The 23,601-nt window shown below is 50.9% G+C and carries 24 protein-coding genes, 3 tRNA genes and 2 pseudogenes; 23 read left to right on the forward strand and 6 right to left on the reverse strand.

What is annotated here, in order from left to right; translation table 11 throughout:
* Positions 1-30 precede the first annotated feature (30 nt).
* From pgsA to NA986_RS02000, 8 genes and pseudogenes are all read left to right on the forward strand, one after another.
* The gene (gene pgsA, locus NA986_RS01965) at positions 31-579 is read left to right on the forward strand and encodes a CDP-diacylglycerol--glycerol-3-phosphate 3-phosphatidyltransferase (RefSeq protein WP_001160192.1); all 549 of its coding nucleotides are present in this window, start codon (positions 31-33) and stop codon (positions 577-579) included.
* Between the two features lie 151 nt (positions 580-730).
* A tRNA-Gly gene (locus NA986_RS01970) sits at positions 731-806 on the forward strand.
* Between the two features lie 52 nt (positions 807-858).
* Positions 859-932, forward strand: a tRNA-Cys gene (locus NA986_RS01975).
* An 11-nt stretch (positions 933-943) separates the two neighbouring features.
* A tRNA-Leu gene (locus tag NA986_RS01980) sits at positions 944-1,030 on the forward strand.
* A 249-nt stretch (positions 1,031-1,279) separates the two neighbouring features.
* A pseudogene (locus tag NA986_RS01985) lies at positions 1,280-1,611 on the forward strand (hypothetical protein).
* A 214-nt stretch (positions 1,612-1,825) separates the two neighbouring features.
* Positions 1,826-3,265 carry an SH3 domain-containing C40 family peptidase gene (locus tag NA986_RS01990; RefSeq protein WP_077905752.1) on the forward strand — a complete coding sequence of 480 codons (1,440 nt, stop codon included), beginning with the start codon at positions 1,826-1,828 and terminating at the stop codon, positions 3,263-3,265.
* A gap of 212 nt (positions 3,266-3,477) precedes the next feature.
* Positions 3,478-3,804, forward strand: coding sequence for a glucose-6-phosphate dehydrogenase (locus NA986_RS01995; protein ID WP_000240837.1), 327 nt, complete (start codon positions 3,478-3,480; stop codon positions 3,802-3,804).
* A gap of 238 nt (positions 3,805-4,042) precedes the next feature.
* A complete protein-coding gene (locus NA986_RS02000) occupies positions 4,043-4,708 on the forward strand; it encodes a YecA/YgfB family protein (protein ID WP_000781521.1) in 666 nt (221 codons plus the stop codon).
* 74 nt (positions 4,709-4,782) lie between these two features.
* On the opposite strand, the gene tyrP is transcribed toward NA986_RS02000, so the two are convergent.
* Complete coding sequence (gene tyrP / locus NA986_RS02005; RefSeq protein ID WP_001562965.1) at positions 4,783-5,994, reverse strand: tyrosine transporter TyrP; 1,212 nt, start codon at positions 5,992-5,994, stop codon at positions 4,783-4,785.
* Between the two features lie 226 nt (positions 5,995-6,220).
* Between tyrP and NA986_RS02010 the strand changes: the two genes are divergently transcribed.
* On the forward strand, positions 6,221-6,460 hold the full coding sequence (locus NA986_RS02010) for a YecH family metal-binding protein (protein ID WP_000377238.1): 240 nt from the start codon (positions 6,221-6,223) through the stop codon (positions 6,458-6,460).
* A gap of 45 nt (positions 6,461-6,505) precedes the next feature.
* On the opposite strand, the gene ftnA is transcribed toward NA986_RS02010, so the two are convergent.
* Complete coding sequence (gene ftnA, locus NA986_RS02015) at positions 6,506-7,003, reverse strand: non-heme ferritin (protein WP_000920616.1); 498 nt, start codon at positions 7,001-7,003, stop codon at positions 6,506-6,508.
* A 239-nt stretch (positions 7,004-7,242) separates the two neighbouring features.
* Positions 7,243-7,578 carry a YecR-like lipofamily protein gene (locus NA986_RS02020; RefSeq protein WP_000803229.1) on the reverse strand — a complete coding sequence of 112 codons (336 nt, stop codon included), beginning with the start codon at positions 7,576-7,578 and terminating at the stop codon, positions 7,243-7,245.
* Between the two features lie 255 nt (positions 7,579-7,833).
* Between NA986_RS02020 and NA986_RS02025 the strand changes: the two genes are divergently transcribed.
* Positions 7,834-8,472: an RpiB/LacA/LacB family sugar-phosphate isomerase gene (locus NA986_RS02025; RefSeq protein ID WP_000684804.1), complete on the forward strand. Its 639-nt coding sequence runs from the start codon at positions 7,834-7,836 to the stop codon at positions 8,470-8,472.
* 178 nt (positions 8,473-8,650) lie between these two features.
* Here the strand turns inward: NA986_RS02025 and NA986_RS02030 are convergent, their stop codons facing one another.
* Complete coding sequence (locus NA986_RS02030; protein WP_000741707.1) at positions 8,651-9,154, reverse strand: non-heme ferritin-like protein; 504 nt, start codon at positions 9,152-9,154, stop codon at positions 8,651-8,653.
* Positions 9,155-9,704: 550 nt separating this feature from the next.
* On the opposite strand from NA986_RS02030, the gene NA986_RS02035 reads away from it, so the two are divergent.
* The 4 genes and pseudogenes from NA986_RS02035 (at position 9,705) to otsA (ending at position 12,977) form a co-directional block, all read left to right on the forward strand.
* Positions 9,705-10,262 (forward strand): DJ-1/PfpI family protein, encoded by a 558-nt coding sequence (locus NA986_RS02035; protein WP_000754800.1) that lies wholly within the window; start codon positions 9,705-9,707, stop codon positions 10,260-10,262.
* 111 nt (positions 10,263-10,373) lie between these two features.
* Positions 10,374-10,555 (forward strand): annotated as a pseudogene (gene araH / locus NA986_RS02040) (L-arabinose ABC transporter permease AraH); the annotation flags it as partial.
* Positions 10,556-10,777: 222 nt separating this feature from the next.
* Positions 10,778-11,581, forward strand: a complete 804-nt coding sequence (gene otsB / locus NA986_RS02045; protein WP_023216873.1) for a trehalose-phosphatase — start codon at positions 10,778-10,780, stop codon at positions 11,579-11,581.
* Positions 11,556-12,977: an alpha,alpha-trehalose-phosphate synthase gene (otsA, locus tag NA986_RS02050; protein ID WP_000089042.1), complete on the forward strand. Its 1,422-nt coding sequence runs from the start codon at positions 11,556-11,558 to the stop codon at positions 12,975-12,977. The genes otsB and otsA overlap by 26 nt, the downstream gene beginning before the upstream one ends.
* A 17-nt stretch (positions 12,978-12,994) precedes the next feature.
* On the opposite strand, the gene uspC is transcribed toward otsA, so the two are convergent.
* Complete coding sequence (gene uspC / locus NA986_RS02055) at positions 12,995-13,423, reverse strand: universal stress protein UspC (RefSeq protein ID WP_000122606.1); 429 nt, start codon at positions 13,421-13,423, stop codon at positions 12,995-12,997.
* A complete protein-coding gene (locus NA986_RS02060) occupies positions 13,420-13,536 on the reverse strand; it encodes a hypothetical protein (RefSeq protein ID WP_001617301.1) in 117 nt (38 codons plus the stop codon). Before NA986_RS02060 ends, uspC begins: the two co-directional genes overlap by 4 nt.
* 682 nt (positions 13,537-14,218) lie before the next feature.
* On the opposite strand from NA986_RS02060, the gene flhD reads away from it, so the two are divergent.
* The 9 genes from flhD to cheB all read left to right on the forward strand — a co-directional run bounded on the left by flhD (position 14,219) and on the right by cheB (position 23,587).
* Complete coding sequence (gene flhD, locus NA986_RS02065) at positions 14,219-14,560, forward strand: flagellar transcriptional regulator FlhD (protein WP_001518146.1); 342 nt, start codon at positions 14,219-14,221, stop codon at positions 14,558-14,560.
* Entirely contained in the window at positions 14,557-15,141 is a 585-nt protein-coding gene (flhC, locus tag NA986_RS02070) for a flagellar transcriptional regulator FlhC (protein WP_000605987.1), read from the forward strand. Before flhD ends, flhC begins: the two co-directional genes overlap by 4 nt.
* Before the next feature lie 124 nt (positions 15,142-15,265).
* Entirely contained in the window at positions 15,266-16,153 is an 888-nt protein-coding gene (gene motA / locus NA986_RS02075) for a flagellar motor stator protein MotA (RefSeq protein WP_000906312.1), read from the forward strand.
* Positions 16,150-17,079 (forward strand): flagellar motor protein MotB, encoded by a 930-nt coding sequence (gene motB, locus NA986_RS02080; protein ID WP_000795653.1) that lies wholly within the window; start codon positions 16,150-16,152, stop codon positions 17,077-17,079. Before motA ends, motB begins: the two co-directional genes overlap by 4 nt.
* 4 nt (positions 17,080-17,083) lie before the next feature.
* Entirely contained in the window at positions 17,084-19,099 is a 2,016-nt protein-coding gene (gene cheA / locus NA986_RS02085; protein WP_000061302.1) for a chemotaxis protein CheA, read from the forward strand.
* A 20-nt stretch (positions 19,100-19,119) separates the two neighbouring features.
* Complete coding sequence (gene cheW, locus NA986_RS02090; protein ID WP_000147295.1) at positions 19,120-19,623, forward strand: chemotaxis protein CheW; 504 nt, start codon at positions 19,120-19,122, stop codon at positions 19,621-19,623.
* 236 nt (positions 19,624-19,859) lie between these two features.
* Positions 19,860-21,521, forward strand: a complete 1,662-nt coding sequence (tar, locus tag NA986_RS02095; RefSeq protein WP_000483264.1) for a methyl-accepting chemotaxis protein II — start codon at positions 19,860-19,862, stop codon at positions 21,519-21,521.
* 153 nt (positions 21,522-21,674) lie between these two features.
* Positions 21,675-22,541, forward strand: a complete 867-nt coding sequence (gene cheR, locus NA986_RS02100; RefSeq protein WP_000204362.1) for a protein-glutamate O-methyltransferase CheR — start codon at positions 21,675-21,677, stop codon at positions 22,539-22,541.
* Positions 22,538-23,587: a protein-glutamate methylesterase/protein glutamine deamidase gene (gene cheB / locus NA986_RS02105; RefSeq protein ID WP_000036392.1), complete on the forward strand. Its 1,050-nt coding sequence runs from the start codon at positions 22,538-22,540 to the stop codon at positions 23,585-23,587. The genes cheR and cheB overlap by 4 nt, the downstream gene beginning before the upstream one ends.
* Positions 23,588-23,601: the final 14 nt, after the last annotated feature.

A 23,601-nucleotide genomic window follows, 5' to 3' on the forward strand; every position in this document is an offset into this window, starting at 1 on the left:
TTCACTGACAACAGATAGTTACCCGTCACTATGCAATTTAATATCCCTACGTTGCTCACGCTGTTTCGCGTCATCCTGATTCCATTCTTTGTCGTGGTGTTTTATTTGCCGTTCGCCTGGGCGCCGATGGTCAGTGCGCTGATTTTCTGTATTGCCGCTATTACCGACTGGTTTGACGGCTTTCTGGCGCGACGCTGGAATCAGAGTACGCGTTTCGGCGCTTTCCTCGACCCCGTCGCCGACAAGGTGCTGGTGGCGATCGCTATGGTGCTGGTCACCGAGCATTATCATAGCTGGTGGGTGACGTTACCTGCGGCGACGATGATCGCCCGCGAAATTATTATCTCTGCTCTGCGTGAATGGATGGCGGAGCTGGGCAAACGCAGTAGTGTAGCGGTTTCCTGGATCGGTAAAGTCAAAACTACCGCGCAGATGGTGGCGCTGGCGTGGCTCTTGTGGCGTCCGAATATCTGGGTAGAGTATGCCGGGATCGCGCTTTTCTTTGTCGCAGCAGTGCTAACGTTGTGGTCCATGTTGCAATATTTGAGCGCTGCACGCGGAGATTTGCTTGATCAGTGATCGTTTCGCCGCAAATTTCAGCAAACGATCGTGAGTGACGAAAAATATCGTTGACTCAGTGCGTCAGGTAAGTAGAATGCAACGCATCGAACGGCAGCACTGATTGCCAGACGATAACAAAATCAAGTGATTAACAAAGTTGCTTGATACTGCGGGAATAGCTCAGTTGGTAGAGCACGACCTTGCCAAGGTCGGGGTCGCGAGTTCGAGTCTCGTTTCCCGCTCCAGTTTAAAAGCATTGGCGTAAAGCGGATGCTGGCTGAAAAGCCAAAAAAATTTGGCGCGTTAACAAAGCGGTTATGTAGCGGATTGCAAATCCGTCTAGTCCGGTTCGACTCCGGAACGCGCCTCCAATTTTTCCCGAGCCCGGATGGTGGAATCGGTAGACACAAGGGATTTAAAATCCCTCGGCGTTCGCGCTGTGCGGGTTCAAGTCCCGCTCCGGGTACCATGGGAAAGACAAGAATAATCAAAGCAATAAGCAGTGTCGTGAAACCACCTACGGGTGGTTTTTTTGTGCCTTCAGTTTGTATGCCGACCGCGAGCGTGAACTCTCAAGCGCGATACACAGTAAAAAACATCGGTAGCGGCATTTCTGCCAGTACAACAGTTATGTGCTACCGACCCGCAAGAACTTATGCCCGGTAAATACTAAACGTCGGGTAAATCAGCCGATAAAATCCATTAATCTCTATAAAAAATGCTGATATGTTTTATGCCTGCTTTATAAAGTGAGTAGGTCTGCCAGTGAAATATACCGATAATGCAAAATTATTTATTAGCTTCATTAATATTGGGATTGTAGGTTGTGCTTTGCTACTTTTTTTTATTTTGTATGAGCCTGAGAGTGCAATCGTAACCTACTCTCTTCCCGGTGAGCTTTCCTCTTCGACATGTGATGCGCGTAATTTTATTGGCTACGTCGATGAAAATGACTTTGCAGAGTATATAAAAAAAGTAGAACTGACGCGCTACAGTATGTATTGTCTGAAAAAAACAGGGGCGGGCCAGTGGAGTATTTATGCAAATTAAACGAGTATAAAACTGTTCAGGGGGTGTTTTCTGCACAATTTAATTAAAGGTAGATAGCGAACTAATATTCATCACTAGGTAATGTGATCCGCTTCATGCTTTAATCACGTTTTGCAATATTGTCTTAATAACAGGTCAACTACAGATAATTTCGGGTTTTCGTGAATGGCGGTTTTGGTCAGTCTCTATATTATGCTTTCCCCGCTTTACGGAGATGATGATGCAAAAGAAAACCTGGGCCGTTTTATTGATACCATTGTGCCTCACCGCTTGCCACCAGACGACCAACCGATCAACAGCCAAAGATGAAATTGTCGCAGGGAGCTATATTGACCCGACAAAAACACGCTTTCCGTTAGCGGATTATTCACAGTCGGTTGATAAATGGATACCTCCGGACTCGGCTGATTACACTATTCCGGTTATTGATAGTGCTACCCAACAACGCTACTTTAACGCACTAAAATCTCATTATTTCGGAATGGACAGTGAAGCGCACTCGCCGTGGAATGGTTTTTATATTACCGCATTGCTGAAAAAAAACGCAGCACAGGCGCGGGATGCCAGTATTAAGCAGTTTCTTAGCGACGGCAGTGCTTATTGGGGAGAAAACTTCAGACTTTATACCTCTCGCTGGAAAGAGGAGGTTAGAGGGAATACGGATACGCAGATTGACAATATCTATCATGCCTCCCGGCGAGGCATTATGGTCAGAGAAAGTTTAGTCAGAGCGCTGCCAACGGACGACCCGCTCTTTAATGATCCCCGTCAGGCGGGCGAGGGGTATCCGTTTGATAATTTACAAATGTCTTCGCTGCGTCCCGGTACGCCGGTCTATACGCTGACGAAGAGCAAAGACCAACGCTGGCAATATGTCGTTTCACCAGCGGTAACTGGCTGGGTTCATAGTGAAGATATTGCCAGTACGGATCAGAAATTTATAACACAGTGGGTTTTGCTTGCTCATAAGCAACTGGGGGCATTTATCAACGCGCCGGTTTCTGTCCATGCCGCAGGCGTCTATTATTTCACCGGGCGACCGGGCACTATTTTACCGTTCCGACATCAACGGGCGGGCCAGTTCCTGATTGCGGCGCCAGTTCGCGGCAGCAACGGTCGCGCGTTTATCCATTGGGTCTGGCTAAGCGGTAACGAGTTTACGGCTATGCCGTGGAAAATGACGCCGGAAAATATCGCCGTGCTAATGAAAGCAATGCACGGCGCCCCCTACGGTTGGGGAAATTTTAACTTTTATAATGATTGTTCAGCCGAAGTCCGCAGCCTGTTAATGCCGTTTGGCATATTCCTGCCCAGACATTCATCCGCGCAGGTAGAGTCTGCTGGACGGGTGGTCGATCTTAGTCATAAAAATCCCCAAATGCGGATCGATTATCTCACCAGATACGGAAAGCCGTTTACTACGCTGGTCTATATTCCAGGGCATATTATGCTGTATATCGGTAACACAACCATGAATGGGCAGGTCGTGCCGATGACTTATCAGAATATCTGGGGATTGCGCCCAAACCATGCTAATAGCCGGAGCATTATCGGTGAGGCAGTATTTTTGCCGTTACTGCGTTTTTATCCTGAAAATCCTGAGCTGATATCGCTGGCTGGTAAGGTTCTGTTTAAGCTTGGTTATATAGAATAGGTTGACAAACTGTGTTATCGCGGAAGACATGATTAAGGCAACCGTGCGCGTGGATATAAAGAGAGTATCCCTGTAAACTGTGTCTGAAAAAAGTATGAGCTATAGTGCGGGCTGTTTATTTGAAATACTATCTGGAGCTGATTCTGGATGTGATTATGTGCCTCACACATTGAAGTGAGAGTTATTGTTGGCGGTATCTGGCTGGAGGCTGGGTGGTAAAAAGACGTAATTTATTGCATTTTAATAACGGTGCCCGGTCAGAGCGCGATCTTGGGGATCTGGTCACTAAAGTTTTTGAGAAAGCGGCGAAAAAAGAACCGCAACCGCTATACACATTTAGCCTTCCGTTGCTGAGTGTGCAGGATGAGATCCGTGTTTACTGTAAGAAAAAAAATATCAAAATAGGGTACGATACGCTGTTTATGGAAATAACCTTTTCTGCTGACAGAGAAGCGGTAGACGAACTCATTAAACACTTTTTTACTGAAAATAAGCTCTATTTGAGAGGGCGGTTTTATCTGTCCGCGGCGGTGGTATAAGTTAGCATGAGTATAATATAGCGAGAAACCCATCTCTCGCTTTTGTGTGGGGCGAGCGCTTCCTGGCGGAAAATCTGCGCCCTGATCCTCCTTTTGTGCGTTAACTTCCGGAATCCTCCTCATTTCGTGTTAATCTGGCCCCTGATGGTTGCCATCCAAACTGCCTGCAAAAAAATTATTTTTATCCGCTGCAATGTAAGAGGCCTACAGGCGGAAGTCATCACTGAGGAAAAGCGTTATGAAAATGGAACCATTAAACGAGAACGAGCTGGAATGGCTGGATGATGTGCTGACGAAATACAATACCGATCAGGCCATTTTGGATGTCGCGGAGCTGGACGGTCTGATTACTGCGGTACTAAGTTCTCCGCGTCCCATCGAGCCGGAACAGTGGCTGGTCGCGATATGGGGGGGACCCGCGTACGTACCGCGCTGGACATCTGAAAAAGAAATGACGCGATTTATGGATCTGGTGTTCCAGCACATGGCGGACACAGCCGCCCGGCTTGAAGACTATCCAGAACAGTTCGAGCCGCTGTTTGGCCTGCGAGAAGTTGATGGCCATGAATTAACGATTGTTGAAGAATGGTGCTTTGGTTACATGCGCGGAGTGTCGCTGTCCGACTGGTCTGACTTGCCGGATACGCTAAAACCGGCGCTGGAAGCGATTGCCTTACACGGCACGGAAGAAAACTTTGCGCTGTTGGATAAAATGAGCCCGGAAGCGTTCGATAAAAGCGTTGACGCTATCCGTATCGCGGCGCTTGAGCTGCATGCCTGGTGGATGGCGCATCCGCACACGACGCCGCTACAGATGCCGATAAAAGCAGAGGTGAAAGTGGGGCGTAACGATCCTTGTCCATGCGGGAGCGGCAAAAAATTTAAGCAGTGCTGCCTGCATTAATGGCTCGTAAACGGCCATAGCGTGATGATTATCGAGCCTGGACGGCGTCCGGGCCCGGTAATCTTTGCCTGACATTAACCTGGATCGGGCAGGAACCCCAGTGCGATCGAAAACTGGACGCCAATCACGACAATGCCGCAGATAAACACCAGCGCCAGCGCTGGGGTGCCGCCTGCCACACGATATCCCGCCTGAGGGCTCTGTTTACGGCATTGCCAGACCAGCATAGCTGGGATGAGCAGTGCCAGCACTGCCAGCGCTACGCCGGCATAGCCTAATGCCATCACAAATCCGCGCGGGTAGAAAAGCGCAAACGCCAGCGGCGGCAGAAAGGTAATCAGCCCGGTTTGCAGACGCCCGGACACCGTACTGCGGCGCTGGAATAGATCGGCCAGGTAATCAAATAATCCTAGCGCTACGCCCAGAAAAGAGGTCGCCAGCGCCAGATCGGCGAACAGGTGGACCGCCAGTTCGACATGTGGCGAAGCGACCACTTCTCTGAGTGCCTGCAGCAGGCCATTTAACCCGGCATGGCTGGCCAGTAGCCCTCTGAATGTCGGCGAGTCGATACTTCCCAGCGTGGCGAGCTGCCAAAAAATATAGGCCACTAGCGGAATGGCGCTACCCGTCATAAAGACCCAACGCAGCCGGCGAATGTTGCCGTTCATATAACTCACAATACTCGGTACGCTTCCGTGAAAACCAAACGAGGTGAAAATGACCGGTATGGCGGATAACGCCAGCCCCTGCTGTAAAGGAAGCGTAAGAAGATTTACTTTATGAATATGTGGCGTGAGCAACGCAAGCATGATGACCAGAAAAATGATCTTTGCGCTAAACAGGAAGCGGTTAAAAAGGTCGACCAGCGAGGTGCCCACACACACCACCCCACCGGCAACAAAGGTGAACAGCAGCACCCCGGCAGCGGGCGAGAGCGTGGCGCCAAGCCAGTTATTAATACTGGATGCCAGTAATTCTCCGGCTCCGGAAATGTAGGCGGCAGTGAGCGCATACATTAAGAACATCATACTGAATCCCGTAAGCCACTGTCCGTAACGTCCAAGATAGCGTTTTGCCAACGAGCCCAGCCCGGTATCCGCCGGAACGTGTTGATATACCTCCAGTAATAGTAGCGCGGTATAACACATCAGCGCCCACAGGCCAATCAACAATCCCAGCGTGACGCTGAAACCAACGCCAGCCGCTGCCAGCGGCATTGCCAGCATCCCGGCGCCGATAGTGGTGCCTGCCACGATAAAAATACTGCCCAGAGTTCTGTTTTTCACGCTTTCTACTACCCCGGTAACAAAGAACGGTGATATCCGCGGCGCAGGGTAAGGCATTACGCTATTTTCGTCAAATGGTCGTTACAATAGGTGTACTGTAAAGTTTACAGTTACGGGCATAAAAGCGAGTATGGGAGGAGACGCGGACAACCGCCGCAAACCTGCGCTAGCGCAAAGTCGCTCGCACAAGGACACATTAGGCTACGAGTTTTATTCAGGAGGGGTTATGGATTCCATTCACGGTCACGAAGTGCTCAACATGATGATTGAGTCTGGCGAGCAGTACACGCATACCTCGCTGGAGGCGGCAATAAAAGCGCGCTTTGGCGAGCGGGCACGATTTCACACCTGTTCAGCGTCAGATATGACGGCGGCGGAACTGGTCGCGTTTCTGGCGGCGAAAGGAAAGTTTATTGCGGTGGAGGACGGTTTTTCAACGCATGAGAGTAAAATCTGCCGCCATTAATACGCCACGGTGAGAGCGCGTCTCACCGTGTAAGGACGTGTTGGATTAATTTTGCGTATCCAGGGTGGAGAGTTCTTTATCAATGAAATAAAGCCCTTCGCCGCTTTTTCCCGCCAGCGTTAATTTATCAATAATAGATTTGAACAGTTTTTCTTCTTCATGCTGTTCTGCCACATACCACTGCAAGAAATTAAATGTCGGATAATCCTGGCTGGTCATTGCGGCATGAGCCAGTTCATTAATTTTTTGCGTAATAAGCTGCTCATGCTCATAGGTCGCGCGGAACAGTTCATCCAGCGAGGCGTACTCAGCGAAGGGCGAAGAAACGGTATTAATGCGCGGCAGGCTTCCGGTATCGGTAAGGTAGTCAAACAGGCGCTGCATATGCGTCATCTCTTCTTGCGCATGGCGACGAAGAAATGCGGCCGCGCCTTCAAAACTGTGATAGCTGCACCACGCGCTCATTTGTTGATAGAGCAGGGAGGAGTATAACTCCAGATTCATTTGCTCATTCAGTTTGTCGATCATTTCTGTTTTCAGCATGGTTCCGCTCCACAAATAGCAAAAGATATACGGTAATGTGGCGCCACTATAATTTGTTATTTTATTATTTGCAAAAGGTAAAATATTAAATTTAATTATTAAAAATACGAATGGGAATAAAACGCATTAACGCCAGTGTATAGGGTATAAAAATAAAGAAAAGCCAGCACCTTCATGCTGGCAATAGCGACCCTGCGCTCTCCTCCATTGTACATGGTGTCGGCGTTAAGCCAGCCGCCTTAATAATAAAGCGGCATAATTTGCGGGACTGCAACGCCCCGGCACTGCCAGGAGAGGGTAAATCGGGTGTTCAGACACAACGAGCCCGCATAAATGCTACAGGTTCCTACCGGCTGACCAAACGAAACGGCATCGGCATAGCCCATCTGCTGGCATTCGCGTGTTGCGGTCCCGTGAGATACATAGTCATCTGTCCGTGAAGTAAAAAATAGCGGCTGGTTATACGTCAGGCGCACGATGCCGCTTATCGGGCTGGCTTCGCTGACCTGCGCTTGTCGAGTAATGGTGCATCCCGTCAGGGCTAGCAGTGAAAGAGTAAAAATAAGAGGCTTCATAAAATCGCTCCGACAATTCGGTATCAGACCATGCTACCTCGTGTCTTGCACCGTCAATGGCTGGAATAACTTACGGATTCGCCTTGATTAAAGGTAACGGCAGGGGATTTACAGCGGAAACAGAAAATGTGTGAGCGTCTCTTCATTTGATGAAACTTCGTTTTATTAAATTTGAATGCGTGTTCTTAAGTGTGTAGTGTGGGCAAAACGTCATGATTTACGCAGACGCGACCGTCTGCATTCAGGAGGAACACGATGAAAATTGCACTGATGATGGAAAATAGCCAGGCCAGCAAAAATGCCATCATTTATAACGAACTTAGCGCCGTCGCCAATGAAAAGGGATTTCCCGTTTTTAACGTCGGCATGTGCGACGAAAATGACCATCACCTGACGTACATTCATTTAGGCATCATGGCGAGTATTCTGCTTAATGCAAACGCGGTTGATTTTGTGGTTACTGGCTGTGGCACTGGTCAGGGCGCGCTGATGTCGTTAAATATTCATCCAGGTGTCATTTGTGGCTATTGCATCGATCCGGCAGATGCTTTTCTGTTTGCGCAGATCAACAACGGCAATGCGTTGTCCCTGCCATTTGCGAAAGGCTTTGGCTGGGGCGCTGAGCTGAACGTGCGTTTCATCTTTGAAAAAGCGTTTACCGGGCGTAAAGGCGAGGGGTATCCGCCTGAGCGCAAAGCGCCGCAGGTACGCAATGCGGGCATTTTGAACCAGGTTAAGGCCGCGGTCGTCAAAGAGAATTATCTGGATACACTACGGGCTATCGATCCTGAACTGGTTAAAACGGCGGTTTCAGGGCCGCGTTTCCAGCAATGTTTGTTTGAAAACGGCCAGAATAAAGAAATAGAAGCGTTTGTACGTGAGATGCTGGGGTAATGCCCGGACAAGACAGAGACGTTTCGCGCCTGTCGGCTGGCATGATGTGCCGATAATACGCCAGTAGCGACAGGCGCCACCTCTGGCAAACAGACCAGAAACGGTGTAGGCCGGATAAGCTGCTTCGCGTTGCTATCCGGCTAATAACGTCTCAATATTGTCGCTCGGGGTGCCGCTATCAGTGATGCTGATAGGTCACGACGTTAAGGAGATGCTGATCGGTTTGCGCCAGGCATAGCCCTGCTCGTTTAGCGCTGCGAACTTCTTCGAGAATAGTTTGTAAAAGTACGCCATCCTGCTGCTGCTCTTTTTCCAGGGTATGGAGAAAATCGAGCGTTGAGGCATCATTCAGCGCTTTCGCTTCATCTGCCAGACGCGACAGCGTGCTGGCGCGTTGCTGATAATCCTCCAGGGTTTTCTGGAACAATTCTTCCAGAGAGCAGAGCTCTTCACCCGGAACGTCAATGGCTTTAACGATAGGGGTGGCGCCAGCGTTTTTCATAAAATTAAACATGCGCATCATTTGCGTCACGTTGCCTTGCGCCTGGGTACGAAGAAAGGTGGCGGTGCCTGTTAAACTGTGTTCAGAACACCATTCGCTTAGATGGAGGTAAAGATTTGATGCGTAAAACTCAAGGTTCATTGGCGTGTTGAGCTTTTGAACCATTCCTACAGCTGCCATAACAATATCCTTATTTCCAGAAAGTGTTGATGTGCATGACAGACGAGAATGCAACGGGCCGTTGTCACATTCTTACCTCTATGCACAATAAATACTCTTAGCAGAAGAACTCCGTTCCGCCAGTCCCTTATGCGATCTCATTTCCTGTTTATCGATCGGTAATGAGAATAGCGCGTCAATAAAAATAAGAAAATCCTTAAATGCAATTGTTTATCTTTTTTTACATTTTCAGCGGTGTGATTTTTTCAGGTGTAATGATTTTGAGTGTAGAGAAATTGCAACCGTTTGAAAGTTAAATGATATTATATGGATTTATGGTTTATGAAACATTGTTTCAGATCATGGGGTGAGTCTTTCAAGTATGGTAATTTCAATAAAATAAACATTAGCCAGTCTGGATATCACACGCATAAACGGTTGAGAGCAAATATGCCTGTTTTTATAAACTAGCCGGTTTTGCGGTAGATCATTTTTAATGTCATTAATCATACGAGCACGTTATTCGGTTGAGCACAGTTTTGATGGGTGACTCGTTAACAAGGAGCAGTCAATGAAAAAGGTCGCGGTGCTGTTGGCACCAGGATTTGAAGAAGCAGAGGCCATTGTTACTCTTGATATTCTGCGACGTTTGCATATCGACGTCGAAACGCTGGCGTGTGCTGAATCACGGGCGGTGGTGAGTTACCATGATATTCCTATGGTTGCGGACAGCACGCTGAGTGAACGCCAGCAGGCGCTTTTCGATGCGGTAGTGCTGCCGGGCGGTCCGCAGGGGAGCGCTAATCTGGCGGCTAATCCGGCGGTGATCGCTTTCGTTGCGCGTCATGATGCGGCAGGCAAATTAATTTGTCCTATCTGTTCCGCGGCGGCAAGGGTGCTGGGTGCTCACGGATTGCTGAAGGGGCGTCGTTATGTCTGTTCCGGCGACCTGTGGAAAGCGGTTCCGGAAGGTGTCTATGTGGATGCGCCCGTTGTTGAAGATGGTAATTTAATTAGCGGCAAAGGCTTGGGTCATGTCTTTGATTTCGCGCTAACCCTTTCCGCCAGACTGCTGGGAGACGATGCGCCGGTTCGCGAACAGGCTGAACATATCTATTATCCCTGGTAATCGTTATTCACCCAGGGCCGTAAGGATTAGCTGGCTGATGTTATGGATTAATGTGCTGGCTTTTCTGCCTTTTGGCTGATGAATTCGCTCTGGGTTATGTCATGCTGGCTAATGACTTCCCTGGGTTATGAGCTAATCGTTATTTCTGCGTGTGTCTTAGGGGGGGATTCCTGAGAGGCAGCCTCGGAAAAATCTCATATGTGGTGGCGAGCGTACTGATATCAGGAACGGTGGAGAACGCGATGAACCTGTTCAACATTTCACCTTTTGCACAGTACGTGGTTCGCGGCTGAATCCTTCTGGCAGCAGTTATCTTCGACCATTATAAGCAAAAAGCGAAGCGTACGATTTGATGAATTAACACTCAACTAAACAGTATAGCTTCACGTCATCGCCAACCGCTACCCCGGCTGGCGATGGTCTTTCTAAATGGCGAGCAGCGTCACACTGTCTATACTTACATGACTAATGAGACCGTTTGTGAGTCTCAATATGATGATAAGGAGGAGACCAGGGTGGCAGAACCGTTAACCGTATCCCCCGAACTCACTGCGAACTATGCGTATTTTTTTGACCTTGATGGCACATTGGCAGAGATAAAGCCTCATCCCGATCAGGTAGTGGTACCGCATAAAATCCTTCAGTTGTTAGACCGTCTCGCGGCGCACAACGCAGGGGCACTGGCATTGATTTCAGGGCGTTCAATGACTGAGCTGGATGCTTTGGCGAAGCCTTTTCGCTTTCCGCTCGCTGGCGTTCACGGGGCAGAGCGTCGTGACATCAATGGTAAAACCCATATCGTGCGCCTTCCTGAAGCGGTAGTCCGTGAGGTGGAGGAGTTATTACGTTCGACGCTTGTAGCGCTGCCCGGAACGGAGCTGGAGACGAAGGGGATGGCGTTTGCGCTGCACTACCGTCAGGCTCCGGAACATGAAGCGGCGCTGTTGGCGCTTGCGCAACACGTTACGCAGCACTGGCCGCAACTGGCGTTGCAGCCTGGTAAATGTGTTGTGGAAATCAAACCTAAGGGAACCAATAAAGGCGAAGCCATTGCCGCCTTTATGCAGGAGGCGCCCTTTGCGGGACGGATTCCCGTTTTTGTGGGCGACGATTTGACCGATGAGGCTGGCTTTGGCGTGGTGAATCACGCTGGCGGAATTTCCGTAAAAGTGGGCGTCGGGGCAACCCAGGCGGCATGGCGGCTGGAAAGCGTACCCGATGTCTGGCGCTGGCTGGAACAAATCAATTATCCACAACAAGAACAACAAGTAATGAATAACAGGAGAGATGGCTATGAGTCGTTTAGTCGTAGTATCTAATCGAATTGCCCCCCCGGATAATAAAGGCGGCGCCGGCGGCCTCGCCGTTGGCGTGCTTGGCGCGCTAAAAGCGGCTGGCGGGTTGTGGTTCGGCTGGAGTGGCGAGACAGGTAACGAGGATGAGCCATTAAAAAAGGTGACAAAAGGTAATATTACCTGGGCATCGTTTAATCTGAGCGAACAAGATTACGAAGATTATTACTGTCAATTTTCCAATGCGGTTCTCTGGCCTGCGTTCCACTATCGTCTGGACCTGGTACAGTTTCAGCGTCCTGCATGGGAAGGCTATATGCGGGTGAATGCGCTATTAGCGGATAAGTTATTGCCCCTCATTAAAGAGAACGACATCATTTGGGTGCATGACTACCACCTGTTACCGTTTGCCAGCGAGCTGCGTAAACGCGGCGTGAACAACCGAATTGGTTTTTTCCTGCATATTCCATTCCCGACCCCGGAGATTTTTAACGCTTTACCGCCGCATGATGAACTGCTGGAGCAGTTGTGTGACTTTGATCTGCTAGGGTTCCAGACCGAAAATGATCGCCTGGCTTTTCTGGATAGCCTTTCGAGTCAAACGCGAGTCACGACTCGCAGCGGCAAGCAGCATATCGCGTGGGGTAAAGACTTCCAGACAGAAGTGTATCCTATCGGTATTGAGCCCGATGAGATTGCTCTGCAGGCTGCCGGGCCGTTGCCGCCTAAACTGGCGCAGCTCAAGGCGGAACTGAAAAATGTGAAGAATATTTTTTCCGTTGAGCGGCTGGATTATTCGAAAGGGCTGCCGGAACGTTTTCTGGCGTATGAAGCACTACTGGAAAACTACCCGCAGCATCGGGGAAAAATTCGTTATACCCAAATTGCGCCTACGTCACGCGGCGAAGTACAGGCATATCAGGATATTCGCCACCAGCTTGAGACGGAAGCAGGCCGGATTAATGGGAAATATGGACAATTGGGCTGGACGCCGCTCTATTATCTGAATCAGCATTTCGACCGTAAACTGTTAATGAAGATATTCCGTTATTCAGACGTCGGGCTCGTCACCCCGTTGCGTGACGGGATGAACCTGGTGGCGAAAGAGTTTGTCGCCGCGCAGGACCCCGCTAACCCTGGTGTACTGGTACTGTCACAGTTTGCCGGCGCGGCGAATGAACTGACGTCGGCGTTAATCGTCAATCCTTACGATCGGGATGACGTGGCGGCGGCGCTCAATCGTGCGTTAACGATGCCCCTTGCCGAGCGTATTTCGCGCCATGCGGAAATGCTGGACGTGATCGTTAAAAATGACATTAATCGCTGGCAGGAGCGTTTTATTCATGACCTAAAGGAGGTCACGCCGCGTAGCCCTGAGCGTCAGCAGCAGAACAACGTGGCGACGTTCCCTAAGCTGGCCTGAAATATCGCGAGCGGCGACTAGTCGCCCGCTAACGGTACCAGCAACACATCTACCTGGCTGGCGCTGACGACACTTTTTGCCGAGCAGGACGCGCGCGAAAAGAAACTGTGGTTATGGTTGCCGCAAATGACCAGATCAACATGGTGTTTGCGGCACACAGCCAAAATATGCTGGCTTAACTCACCTGATGCGATGAAAGTTTGTTCAATCGGATAATCCGCCTTTTCCCCCAGCATCTTAAGAAAATTCTCGGTCTCCTCATGCATAACCGCGCGTAAATCCTCCATCATGGGCGCGGCGAACTGGTTATACAGTTCAGGATCGGAAGCGAGAGTAATCAGGCTTACTTTCGCCTGAACAGGGCGGGCGATAGAGACCGCTTTAGCCAGTAGCTGGTGACTTTCCGGGGTGACGGCAACGGCGACAAGAATATGGGTGTAGCTCATAACTCGCTCCTTGATTGCAAGAATATGAGATTGTGCTTTAGCTTTACTCTGTTTATCGCATTTCTGCAATGCGCTAATGCCACATTAATGTGAAGGACATCATAATTAATCATTAATTATTCTTATGTAAAGAATCGTGGCATAAGACACTTTTTACACACCACCAGGATGCTTCATTTAAACGGGTGAACAATGAAAGCTAAAAGTTAAATCAAATGAGCTTATTTTTAACAGCGGAGGGCGTATGCTGTGACGAGATTAATTAATAACGTTTAATATTTAAGCCACTGTTTACTAAAGGTAAAATAAAATCGTTTCTAAAATAGAAATAATAGCCTGTTATCTATTATCCTGGCGTTATTTTAACAGAGAGAAACAAAAAAGAATTTGGTGTTGACGTACCCCTATTCAGCAGTGTGGAATAGAAAAAGTGAACATTAGGTTATTAATTAAACAAAGTAAAAGCCATGCTGATGGTTTTATCGTAAGTATTCCGTTAAATTATGTGATCTACATCACATATTTTCTAAAATCGCCGTCCCGCTCCGTTGTATGTCACGAAGCTGACGAGTAGAGTTGCGTCGAATTAGGAAAAATCTTAGGCATTTGTAAAAATTGATGTAAACGTGTAAGGCGAATCTCAGTGGGAAGCTGCGTTATACGTCACAATGTCCACAATGTCTGAGCGCTGCTATGCATTTGACCTTTTTGCTTCTTTTACCGGGCCTTCCCGGCGACATCACGGGGTGCGGCTACGTCGCACAAAAATAAAGTTGGTTATTCTGGATGGGAACAATGCATACATCCGAGTTGCTAAAACACATTTATGACATCAATTTGTCATATTTACTCCTTGCACAGCGTTTGATCGTCCAGGACAAAGCATCTGCGATGTTCCGCCTCGGTATCAACGAAGAGATGGCAAACACACTGGGCGCGTTGACCCTGCCGCAGATGGTCAAACTGGCGGAGACGAACCAGTTAGTTTGTCATTTCCGGTTTGACGATCATCAGACGATCACCCGTTTGACTCAGGATTCGCGCGTCGATGACTTACAGCAGATTCACACAGGTATCATGCTTTCAACGCGTCTGCTCAATGAAGTGGACGATACGGCGCGTAAGAAAAGGGCATGATAATGAGTGAAAAAAGCATTGTTCAGGAAGCTCGCGATATCCAGTTGGCGATGGAGTTGATTAATCTTGGCGCTCGTCTACAAATGCTGGAAAGCGAAACACAGCTCAGCCGTGGTCGCCTCATCAGGCTGTACAAAGAATTACGCGGTAGCCCGCCGCCTAAAGGGATGCTGCCATTTTCGACAGACTGGTTTATGACCTGGGAGCAAAATATTCATGCCTCCATGTTCTGCAACGCCTGGCAATTTTTACTGAAGACCGGCTTATGCAGCGGTGTGGATGCGGTGATTAAAGCTTATCGGCTTTATCTTGAGCAGTGTCCGCAACCGCCTGAAGGGCCGTTGTTGGCGCTGACTCGCGCATGGACGCTGGTGCGTTTTGTTGAAAGTGGGTTGCTTGAATTGTCGAGCTGTAACTGCTGCGGTGGGAACTTTATTACCCATGCGCATCAGCCCGTGGGCAGCTTTGCGTGTAGTTTATGCCAGCCGCCATCCCGCGCAGTAAAAAGACGTAAACTTTCCCGAGATGCTGCCGATATTATTCCACAACTGCTGGATGAACAGATCGAACAGGCTGTTTAACCGAAACGGTGTGGACAAACACTCCAGCAGCGGTAAGTCATTACCGCTGCTTTTTTTTGCCTTGCCTTCGCGTTAATCGCCCGACTGCGCATCCTGTCATAGTCAACAGCGGAAGGATGATGTCGTGCTTATCTTATTAGGTTACCTGGTGGTTATCGGTACAGTTTTCGGCGGTTATGTCATGACCGGCGGGCACCTTGGGGCACTCTATCAACCTGCTGAACTGGTCATCATTGGCGGCGCGGGGATAGGGGCGTTCATTGTCGGCAACAACGGGAAGGCCATCAAAGGCACGATGAAAGCGATCCCGTTGTTATTTCGTCGTTCGAAATACACAAAATCTATGTACATGGATTTGCTGGCGTTGCTCTATCGCCTGATGGCCAAATCACGCCAGCAGGGGATGTTCTCCCTTGAACGCGATATTGAAAATCCGAAAGAGAGTGAAATCTTCGCCAGTTATCCGCGTATTCTGGCCGATGCGGTAATGCTTGATTTTATTGTCGATTATCTGCGCCTGATCATCAGCGGCAACATGAATACGTTCGAAATTGAAGCGTTGATGGATGAAGAGATTGAAACCCATGAAAGCGAGGCGGAAGTCCCGGCCAACAGTCTGGCGATGGTGGGGGATTCGCTGCCTGCCTTTGGTATCGTCGCGGCGGTAATGGGGGTGGTTCACGCTCTGGCTTCAGCCGATCGTCCGGCAGCGGAGTTGGGGGCGCTGATTGCCCATGCCATGGTAGGTACGTTCCTCGGTATTTTACTGGCTTATGGATTCATTTCACCGTTAGCGACCGTTTTGCGCCAGAAGAGCGCCGAAACCACCAAGATGATGCAGTGCGTAAAAATTACACTGCTGTCTAATCTGAACGGCTATGCGCCGCCGATTGCCGTGGAATTTGGACGTAAAACGCTTTATTCCAGTGAGCGTCCATCATTTATTGAGTTGGAAGAACACGTTCGCGCAGTGAGAAACCCAAACCAGCAGCAGACGACTGAGGAAGCATGAAAAATCAGGCTCATCCCATTGTCGTCGTAAAACGCCGCAGGCACAAACCGCACGGCGGCGGGGCGCACGGTTCCTGGAAAATTGCCTACGCCGATTTTATGACGGCGATGATGGCTTTTTTTCTGGTGATGTGGCTGATTTCCATCTCCAGCCCTAAAGAATTAATTCAGATTGCCGAATATTTTCGTACGCCGTTGGCCACCGCGGTAACGGGGGGGAATCGGATTGCCAATAGCGAGAGCCCGATACCAGGCGGCGGCGATGATTACACCCAACAGCAGGGTGAAGTGGAAAAGCAGCCGAATATCGACGAGCTGAAAAAACGGATGGAGCAGAGTCGGTTAAACAAACTGCGCGGCGATCTGGATCAACTGATCGAATCCGATCCCAAACTGCGCGCGTTACGTCCGCATCTGAAAATTGATTTAGTTCAGGAGGGGTTGCGCATCCAGATTATCGACAGCCAGAACCGCCCGATGTTTAAAACCGGCAGCGCCGAAGTTGAGCCGTATATGCGCGATATCCTGCGTGCGATTGCGCCAGTGTTAAACGGTATACCTAATCGCATTAGCCTGGCCGGCCATACCGATGACTTTCCCTACGCGAACGGCGAAAAAGGCTATAGCAACTGGGAGTTATCCGCCGATCGCGCCAATGCCTCTCGTCGCGAACTGGTCGCTGGCGGGCTGGATAACGGAAAAGTATTACGGGTGGTTGGCATGGCCGCCACGATGCGGCTGAGCGATCGCGGTCCTGATGACGCCATCAACCGCCGTATAAGCCTGCTGGTGTTAAACAAACAGGCGGAACAGGCCATTTTGCATGAAAACGCTGAAAGCCAGAATGAGCCGGTAAGTGTATTACAACAGCCTGCGGCAGCCCCGCCGGCAAGCGTACCCACATCGCCAAAAGCGGAACCGAGGTGATAGCGTGAGCATGGATATTAGCGATTTTTATCAGACATTTTTTGATGAAGCTGACGAGCTGTTGGCTGATATGGAGCAGCATCTGCTGGATTTGGTGCCGGAATCCCCGGACGCTGAACAACTGAACGCCATTTTTCGCGCGGCGCACTCCATTAAAGGCGGCGCGGGCACATTCGGCTTCACTATTCTGCAGGAAACCACACATTTAATGGAAAACCTGCTGGATGAAGCCCGACGCGGTGAAATGCAGCTCAATACCGACATTATCAACCTGTTTTTGGAAACGAAAGATATTATGCAGGAACAGCTCGACGCCTATAAAAACTCCGAAGAGCCGGATGCCGCAAGCTTCGAATATATCTGCAATGCGCTACGCCAGTTGGCGCTGGAGGCGAAAGGCGAAACCACGCCGGCGGTCGTAGAAACCGCGGCACTAAGCGCGGCGATCCAGGAAGAGAGCGTAGCCGAAACCGAATCGCCTCGTGACGAGAGTAAACTGCGCATTGTACTTTCACGGTTGAAAGCCAATGAGGTCGATCTGCTTGAAGAAGAGTTGGGCAATCTGGCTACTCTGACGGATGTCGTTAAGGGGGCGGATTCACTGTCGGCAACTCTGGATGGCAGCGTCGCGGAAGATGACATTGTCGCGGTGCTCTGTTTTGTCATTGAGGCCGATCAGATCGCTTTTGAAAAAGTGGTCGCCGCGCCGGTTGAAAAAGCGCAAGAGAAAACCGAGGTAGCGCCGGTAGCGCCTCCGGCAGTCGTTGCGCCAGCCGCCAAAAGCGCGGCCCATGAACATCATGCGGGGCGTGAAAAACCTGCGCGTGAACGCGAGTCCACCAGCATTCGCGTGGCGGTAGAGAAAGTGGATCAGCTCATAAACCTGGTCGGCGAGTTAGTGATTACCCAGTCAATGTTGGCCCAGCGTTCTAACGAGCTGGACCCGGTAAACCACGGCGATCTCATTACCAGTATGGGGCAGTTACAACGTAACGCCCGCGACTTACAAGAGTCGGTGATGTCGATTCGTATGATGCCTATGGAGTACGTCTTCAGCCGTTTCCCGCGTCTGGTACGCGATTTAGCGGGCAAACTGGGCAAGCAGGTAGAGCTGACGCTGGTGGGGAGCTCCACTGAACTTGATAAAAGCCTGATCGAACGCATTATCGACCCGCTGACACACCTGGTGCGCAACAGTCTCGACCACGGGATTGAAATGCCGGAAAAACGCCTTGAGGCGGGGAAAAATGTTGTCGGCAACCTGATTCTTTCCGCAGAACATCAGGGCGGGAATATTTGTATTGAAGTGACCGATGACGGCGCGGGGCTTAACCGTGAGCGTATCCTGGCGAAGGCCATGTCGCAGGGGATGGCGGTGAATGAAAACATGACCGACGATGAAGTAGGCATGTTGATCTTCGCGCCGGGATTCTCAACTGCGGAACAGGTCACGGATGTCTCCGGTCGCGGCGTTGGCATGGATGTGGTGAAACGTAACATTCAGGAGATGGGCGGTCACGTTGAGATCCAGTCAAAACAAGGCTCCGGCACCACGATTCGTATTCTGCTGCCGCTGACGCTGGCCATCCTCGATGGGATGTCGGTTCGCGTGGCGGGGGAAGTTTTTATCCTGCCGTTAAATGCGGTGATGGAGTCGCTGCAACCGCGTGAAGAGGATCTTCATCCGCTGGCGGGCGGCGAACGGGTTCTGGAAGTTCGCGGCGAGTATTTGCCGCTGGTCGAATTGTGGAAAGTGTTTGACGTGGACGGGGCGAAAACCGAAGCCACGCAGGGCATTGTTGTGATCCTGCAAAGCGCGGGACGCCGTTACGCGCTGCTGGTCGATCAGCTCATCGGTCAGCACCAGGTGGTGGTCAAAAATCTGGAAAGCAATTATCGCAAGGTACCGGGGATTTCCGCCGCGACGATCCTGGGCGACGGCAGCGTCGCGCTGATTGTTGATGTTTCCGCATTGCAGGGTTTAAACCGCGAACAACGTATGGCGATCACAGCCGCCTGATTGAGTGAGAAGGGAATAATATGACCGGTATGAGTAATGTAAGCAAACTGGCCGGCGAGCCGTCAGGTCAGGAATTCCTGGTGTTTACACTGGGAAATGAAGAGTACGGCATCGATATCCTGAAAGTGCAGGAGATCCGTGGCTATGACCAGGTGACGCGTATCGCCAATACACCGGCCTTTATAAAAGGGGTGACTAACCTGCGCGGCGTGATTGTACCCATTGTCGATCTGCGCGTGAAATTCTGTGAAGGCGACGTTGAGTATGATGACAATACGGTAGTGATCGTACTGAATCTGGGGCAACGCGTCGTCGGGATAGTGGTAGACGGTGTGTCTGACGTACTGTCGTTAACGGCGGAACAGATCCGTCCGGCGCCAGAATTTGCCGTGACCTTGTCAACAGAATATTTGACGGGATTGGGCGCGCTCGGCGAGCGTATGCTGATTCTGGTGAATATCGAAAAACTGCTTAACAGCGAAGAGATGGCGCTGCTGGATATCGCAGCATCACACGTCGCGTAATAACGTTGCCGGATGGCGTCGCGCCATCCGGCAATATTCGCCGTTATGCTTCCGCCAGCGGTGAGAGTGCCTCTTCATCGCCCGCGCCCAGCCCCTGCATTTTGCGCCGGCATCGCCGCTGCGACACTGTTATTGTCAATATCGTCTTCCGGAACAGCGTATTTCCTTTTTGCAAAAGTAAAGTTATCACCGCAGGTGCCGATAACGTTGATAACTCGTTATCAGGAAGGTGCCTTATGTTTAACCGTATCCGCGTTGTCACAATGCTGATGATGGTGCTGGGGGTTTTCGCACTGCTACAGCTTGTTTCCGGTGGTTTGCTGTTTTCTTCATTACAGCATAACCAGCAAGGTTTTGTTATTTCTAACGAATTACGCCAGCAACAAAGCGAACTCACGTCGACATGGGACTTAATGCTGCAAACGCGCATTAACCTGAGCCGCTCCGCCGCACGCATGATGATGGACGCTTCTAACCAGCAGAGCAGCGCCAAAACGGATTTACTCCAGAATGCAAAAACGACCCTCGCACAGGCGGCGGCGCACTACGCCAATTTCAAAAACATGACGCCATTGCCAGCGATGGCGGAGGCCAGCGCGAACGTCGATGAAAAATATCAGCGCTATCAGGCCGCATTAGCCGAACTTATTCAGTTTCTGGACAATGGCAATATGGATGCCTACTTCGCCCAGCCAACCCAGGGAATGCAAAACGCGTTGGGCGAGGCGCTGGGCAATTACGCCCGGGTGAGCGAAAACCTGTACCGCCAGACATTTGATCAAAGCGCTCATGACTACCGTTTTGCGCAATGGCAACTGGGGGGGCTTGCGGTCGTGCTGGTGCTGATTTTGATGGTGGTTTGGTTCGGCATTCGTCATGCCTTGCTTAACCCATTAGCGCGAGTGATTACTCATATCCGTGAAATTGCCAGCGGCGATCTGACGAAAACGCTCACCGTCTCAGGACGTAATGAAATTGGCGAACTGGCGGGAACGGTTGAACATATGCAACGCTCGCTGATTGACACCGTGACGCAGGTTCGTGAAGGTTCGGATGCGATTTATTCCGGCACCAGTGAAATTGCCGCCGGTAATACCGACCTCTCTTCCCGTACCGAACAACAAGCCTCCGCTCTGGAGGAGACGGCGGCCAGCATGGAACAACTGACGGCCACCGTGAAGCAAAACGCCGATAATGCCCGTCAGGCTTCGCAACTGGCGCAAAGCGCCTCCGAGACCGCGCGTCATGGCGGCAAAGTGGTCGACGGCGTAGTAAACACTATGCACGAAATTGCCGACAGTTCGAAAAAAATCGCTGACATTATCAGCGTTATCGACGGTATTGCCTTCCAGACTAACATTCTGGCGCTGAACGCGGCGGTAGAAGCGGCGCGCGCGGGAGAGCAGGGGCGCGGTTTTGCGGTCGTGGCAGGCGAGGTGCGTAATCTGGCCAGCCGCAGTGCCCAGGCGGCGAAAGAAATAAAAGCGTTGATTGAAGATTCCGTCTCGCGTGTCGATACCGGTTCAGTGCTGGTGGAAAGCGCCGGGGAAACCATGACTGACATCGTCAATGCCGTTACGCGCGTCACGGATATCATGGGCGAAATCGCCTCCGCCTCGGATGAGCAAAGCCGGGGTATCGATCAGGTCGCTTTGGCCGTTTCCGAAATGGATCGCGTAACGCAACAGAACGCCTCGCTGGTTCAGGAATCCGCAGCGGCCGCCGCCGCGCTGGAAGAGCAGGCCAGCCGTCTGACCCAGGCGGTATCGGCTTTCCGCCTGGCATCGCGACCGCTGGCGGTAAATAAGCCTGAGATGCGTTTGTCAGCGGACGCTCAGTCCGGCAATACGCCGCGGCCATTAGCCGCCGGGGATGATGCGAACTGGGAAACCTTCTGATCGACGTGTGCTGTCGGTTCTCGATTAATTTGCGAACCCGCCGATCCCTTTCGTCTGGTTCGCATAGATAAAAGCAAAAAATGTGTAATACGGGAAGCATGGCGCTGCCGCAGGGCGCGCCCGTTGTACTTTGAATGTGATTAAGAAGGCGCTATGACATCATCTCTGCCCTCCGGGCAAACGTCAGTATTGTTACAGATGACACAGCGCCTCGCGCTGTCCGACGCGCATTTTCGTCGGATATGTCAATTAATCTACCAGCGCGCAGGGATCGTGCTGGCCGACCATAAGCGGGATATGGTTTATAACCGCCTGGTCCGTCGGCTGCGTGCCCTGGGACTGGATGATTTTGGCCGTTATCTCAGTATGCTGGAGGCTAATCAAAACAGCGCTGAGTGGCAGGCTTTTATCAACGCTCTGACTACCAACCTGACCGCTTTTTTTCGCGAGGCGCACCATTTTCCCATCCTTGCGGAACATGCGCGTCGCCGCCACGGCGAGTATCGCGTCTGGAGTGCGGCGGCATCGACAGGAGAAGAACCTTACAGTATCGCCATTACGCTGGCGGATGCGTTAGGGATGGCCCCCGGTCGCTGGAAAGTATTCGCCAGCGATATTGATACTGAAGTGCTGGAAAAAGCGAGAAGCGGTATTTATCGCCTCAGCGAACTGAAAACGTTATCGCCGCAGCAGCTACAACGTTACTTCATGCGCGGTACGGGGCCGCATGAAGGACTGGTGCGCGTGCGTCAGGAACTGGCCAATTATGTTGAATTTTCCTCCGTTAATTTGTTGGAAAAGCAGTACAACGTACCCGGTCCCTTTGACGCGATTTTTTGCCGTAACGTCATGATCTATTTTGATAAAACGACTCAGGAGGACATTCTGCGCCGTTTTGTTCCACTCCTTAAACCTGACGGACTGTTGTTTGCCGGTCACTCAGAAAACTTTAGCAACCTCGTGCGCGAGTTTAGCCTGCGCGGACAGACGGTGTATGCGCTAAGTAAGGATAAAGCATGAGTAAAATCAGGGTATTGTCAGTTGATGATTCCGCGCTAATGCGCCAAATCATGACTGAAATTATTAATAGCCATAGCGATATGGAGATGGTGGCGACTGCGCCGGACCCGTTGGTCGCCAGGGATCTCATCAAAAAATTTAATCCGGACGTATTGACCCTGGACGTTGAGATGCCGCGTATGGACGGCCTCGATTTTCTGGAAAAACTGATGCGCCTGCGACCGATGCCGGTGGTGATGGTCTCTTCGCTGACCGGGAAAGGTTCCGAAGTGACGCTACGGGCGCTGGAGTTGGGGGCCATCGATTTTGTCACCAAACCGCAGCTTGGCATTCGTGAAGGTATGCTGGCGTATAGCGAGATGATTGCCGAAAAAGTGCGTACCGCCGCGCGGGCCCGCATCGCCGCACATAAACCGATGGCGGCCCCGACAACCTTAAAAGCCGGTCCGCTGCTCAGTTCGGAAAAACTGATTGCTATCGGCGCTTCAACGGGCGGTACTGAAGCTATCCGACATGTGCTGCAACCGCTGCCGCTTTCCAGTCCGGCAGTGATTATTACGCAGCATATGCCGCCTGGCTTTACCCGCTCGTTTGCCGAGCGTCTGAATAAACTCTGTCAAATCAGCGTGAAGGAGGCCGAGGACGGCGAACGCGTATTGCCAGGTCATGCCTACATTGCGCCCGGCGACAAGCATATGGAGCTGGCGCGTAGCGGGGCGAATTATCAAATCAAAATTCATGATGGCCCGCCGGTAAACCGGCATCGGCCTTCCGTGGATGTGCTGTTTCATTCGGTGGCGAAACACGCGGGGCGCAACGCCGTAGGCGTCATTCTTACGGGGATGGGCAACGATGGCGCCGCTGGAATGTTAGCGATGTACCAGGCTGGCGCCTGGACCATTGCGCAAAACGAAGCAAGTTGTGTGGTGTTCGGCATGCCGCGCGAGGCCATCAATATGGGTGGCGTAAGCGAAGTGGTCGATCTTAGCCAAGTAAGCCAGCAGATGCTGGCGAAAATCAGTGCCGGACAGGCGATACGTATTTGAACCAGGAGTAGTAT

Source organism: Salmonella sp. NW177, assembly GCF_051811585.1.
Classification (GTDB): Bacteria; Pseudomonadota; Gammaproteobacteria; order Enterobacterales; family Enterobacteriaceae; genus Salmonella; species Salmonella enterica.

What these genes read in the sequence shown, in the direction of transcription:
- pgsA (WP_001160192.1), top strand. Translation starts at nt 31, where the DNA reads ATGCAATTTAATATCCCTACGTTGCTCACGCTGTTTCGCGTCATCCTG.
- NA986_RS01990 (WP_077905752.1), top strand. Translation starts at nt 1,826, where the DNA reads ATGATGATGCAAAAGAAAACCTGGGCCGTTTTATTGATACCATTGTGC.
- NA986_RS02000 (WP_000781521.1), top strand. Translation starts at nt 4,043, where the DNA reads ATGAAAATGGAACCATTAAACGAGAACGAGCTGGAATGGCTGGATGAT.
- NA986_RS02010 (WP_000377238.1), top strand. Translation starts at nt 6,221, where the DNA reads ATGGATTCCATTCACGGTCACGAAGTGCTCAACATGATGATTGAGTCT.
- ftnA (WP_000920616.1), bottom strand. Translation starts at nt 7,003, where the DNA reads ATGCTGAAAACAGAAATGATCGACAAACTGAATGAGCAAATGAATCTG.
- NA986_RS02020 (WP_000803229.1), bottom strand. Translation starts at nt 7,578, where the DNA reads ATGAAGCCTCTTATTTTTACTCTTTCACTGCTAGCCCTGACGGGATGC.
- NA986_RS02025 (WP_000684804.1), top strand. Translation starts at nt 7,834, where the DNA reads ATGAAAATTGCACTGATGATGGAAAATAGCCAGGCCAGCAAAAATGCC.
- NA986_RS02030 (WP_000741707.1), bottom strand. Translation starts at nt 9,154, where the DNA reads ATGGCAGCTGTAGGAATGGTTCAAAAGCTCAACACGCCAATGAACCTT.
- NA986_RS02035 (WP_000754800.1), top strand. Translation starts at nt 9,705, where the DNA reads ATGAAAAAGGTCGCGGTGCTGTTGGCACCAGGATTTGAAGAAGCAGAG.
- otsA (WP_000089042.1), top strand. Translation starts at nt 11,556, where the DNA reads ATGAGTCGTTTAGTCGTAGTATCTAATCGAATTGCCCCCCCGGATAAT.
- uspC (WP_000122606.1), bottom strand. Translation starts at nt 13,423, where the DNA reads ATGAGCTACACCCATATTCTTGTCGCCGTTGCCGTCACCCCGGAAAGT.
- NA986_RS02060 (WP_001617301.1), bottom strand. Translation starts at nt 13,536, where the DNA reads ATGATTAATTATGATGTCCTTCACATTAATGTGGCATTAGCGCATTGC.
- flhD (WP_001518146.1), top strand. Translation starts at nt 14,219, where the DNA reads ATGCATACATCCGAGTTGCTAAAACACATTTATGACATCAATTTGTCA.
- flhC (WP_000605987.1), top strand. Translation starts at nt 14,557, where the DNA reads ATGATAATGAGTGAAAAAAGCATTGTTCAGGAAGCTCGCGATATCCAG.
- motB (WP_000795653.1), top strand. Translation starts at nt 16,150, where the DNA reads ATGAAAAATCAGGCTCATCCCATTGTCGTCGTAAAACGCCGCAGGCAC.
- cheW (WP_000147295.1), top strand. Translation starts at nt 19,120, where the DNA reads ATGACCGGTATGAGTAATGTAAGCAAACTGGCCGGCGAGCCGTCAGGT.
- tar (WP_000483264.1), top strand. Translation starts at nt 19,860, where the DNA reads ATGTTTAACCGTATCCGCGTTGTCACAATGCTGATGATGGTGCTGGGG.
- cheR (WP_000204362.1), top strand. Translation starts at nt 21,675, where the DNA reads ATGACATCATCTCTGCCCTCCGGGCAAACGTCAGTATTGTTACAGATG.
- cheB (WP_000036392.1), top strand. Translation starts at nt 22,538, where the DNA reads ATGAGTAAAATCAGGGTATTGTCAGTTGATGATTCCGCGCTAATGCGC.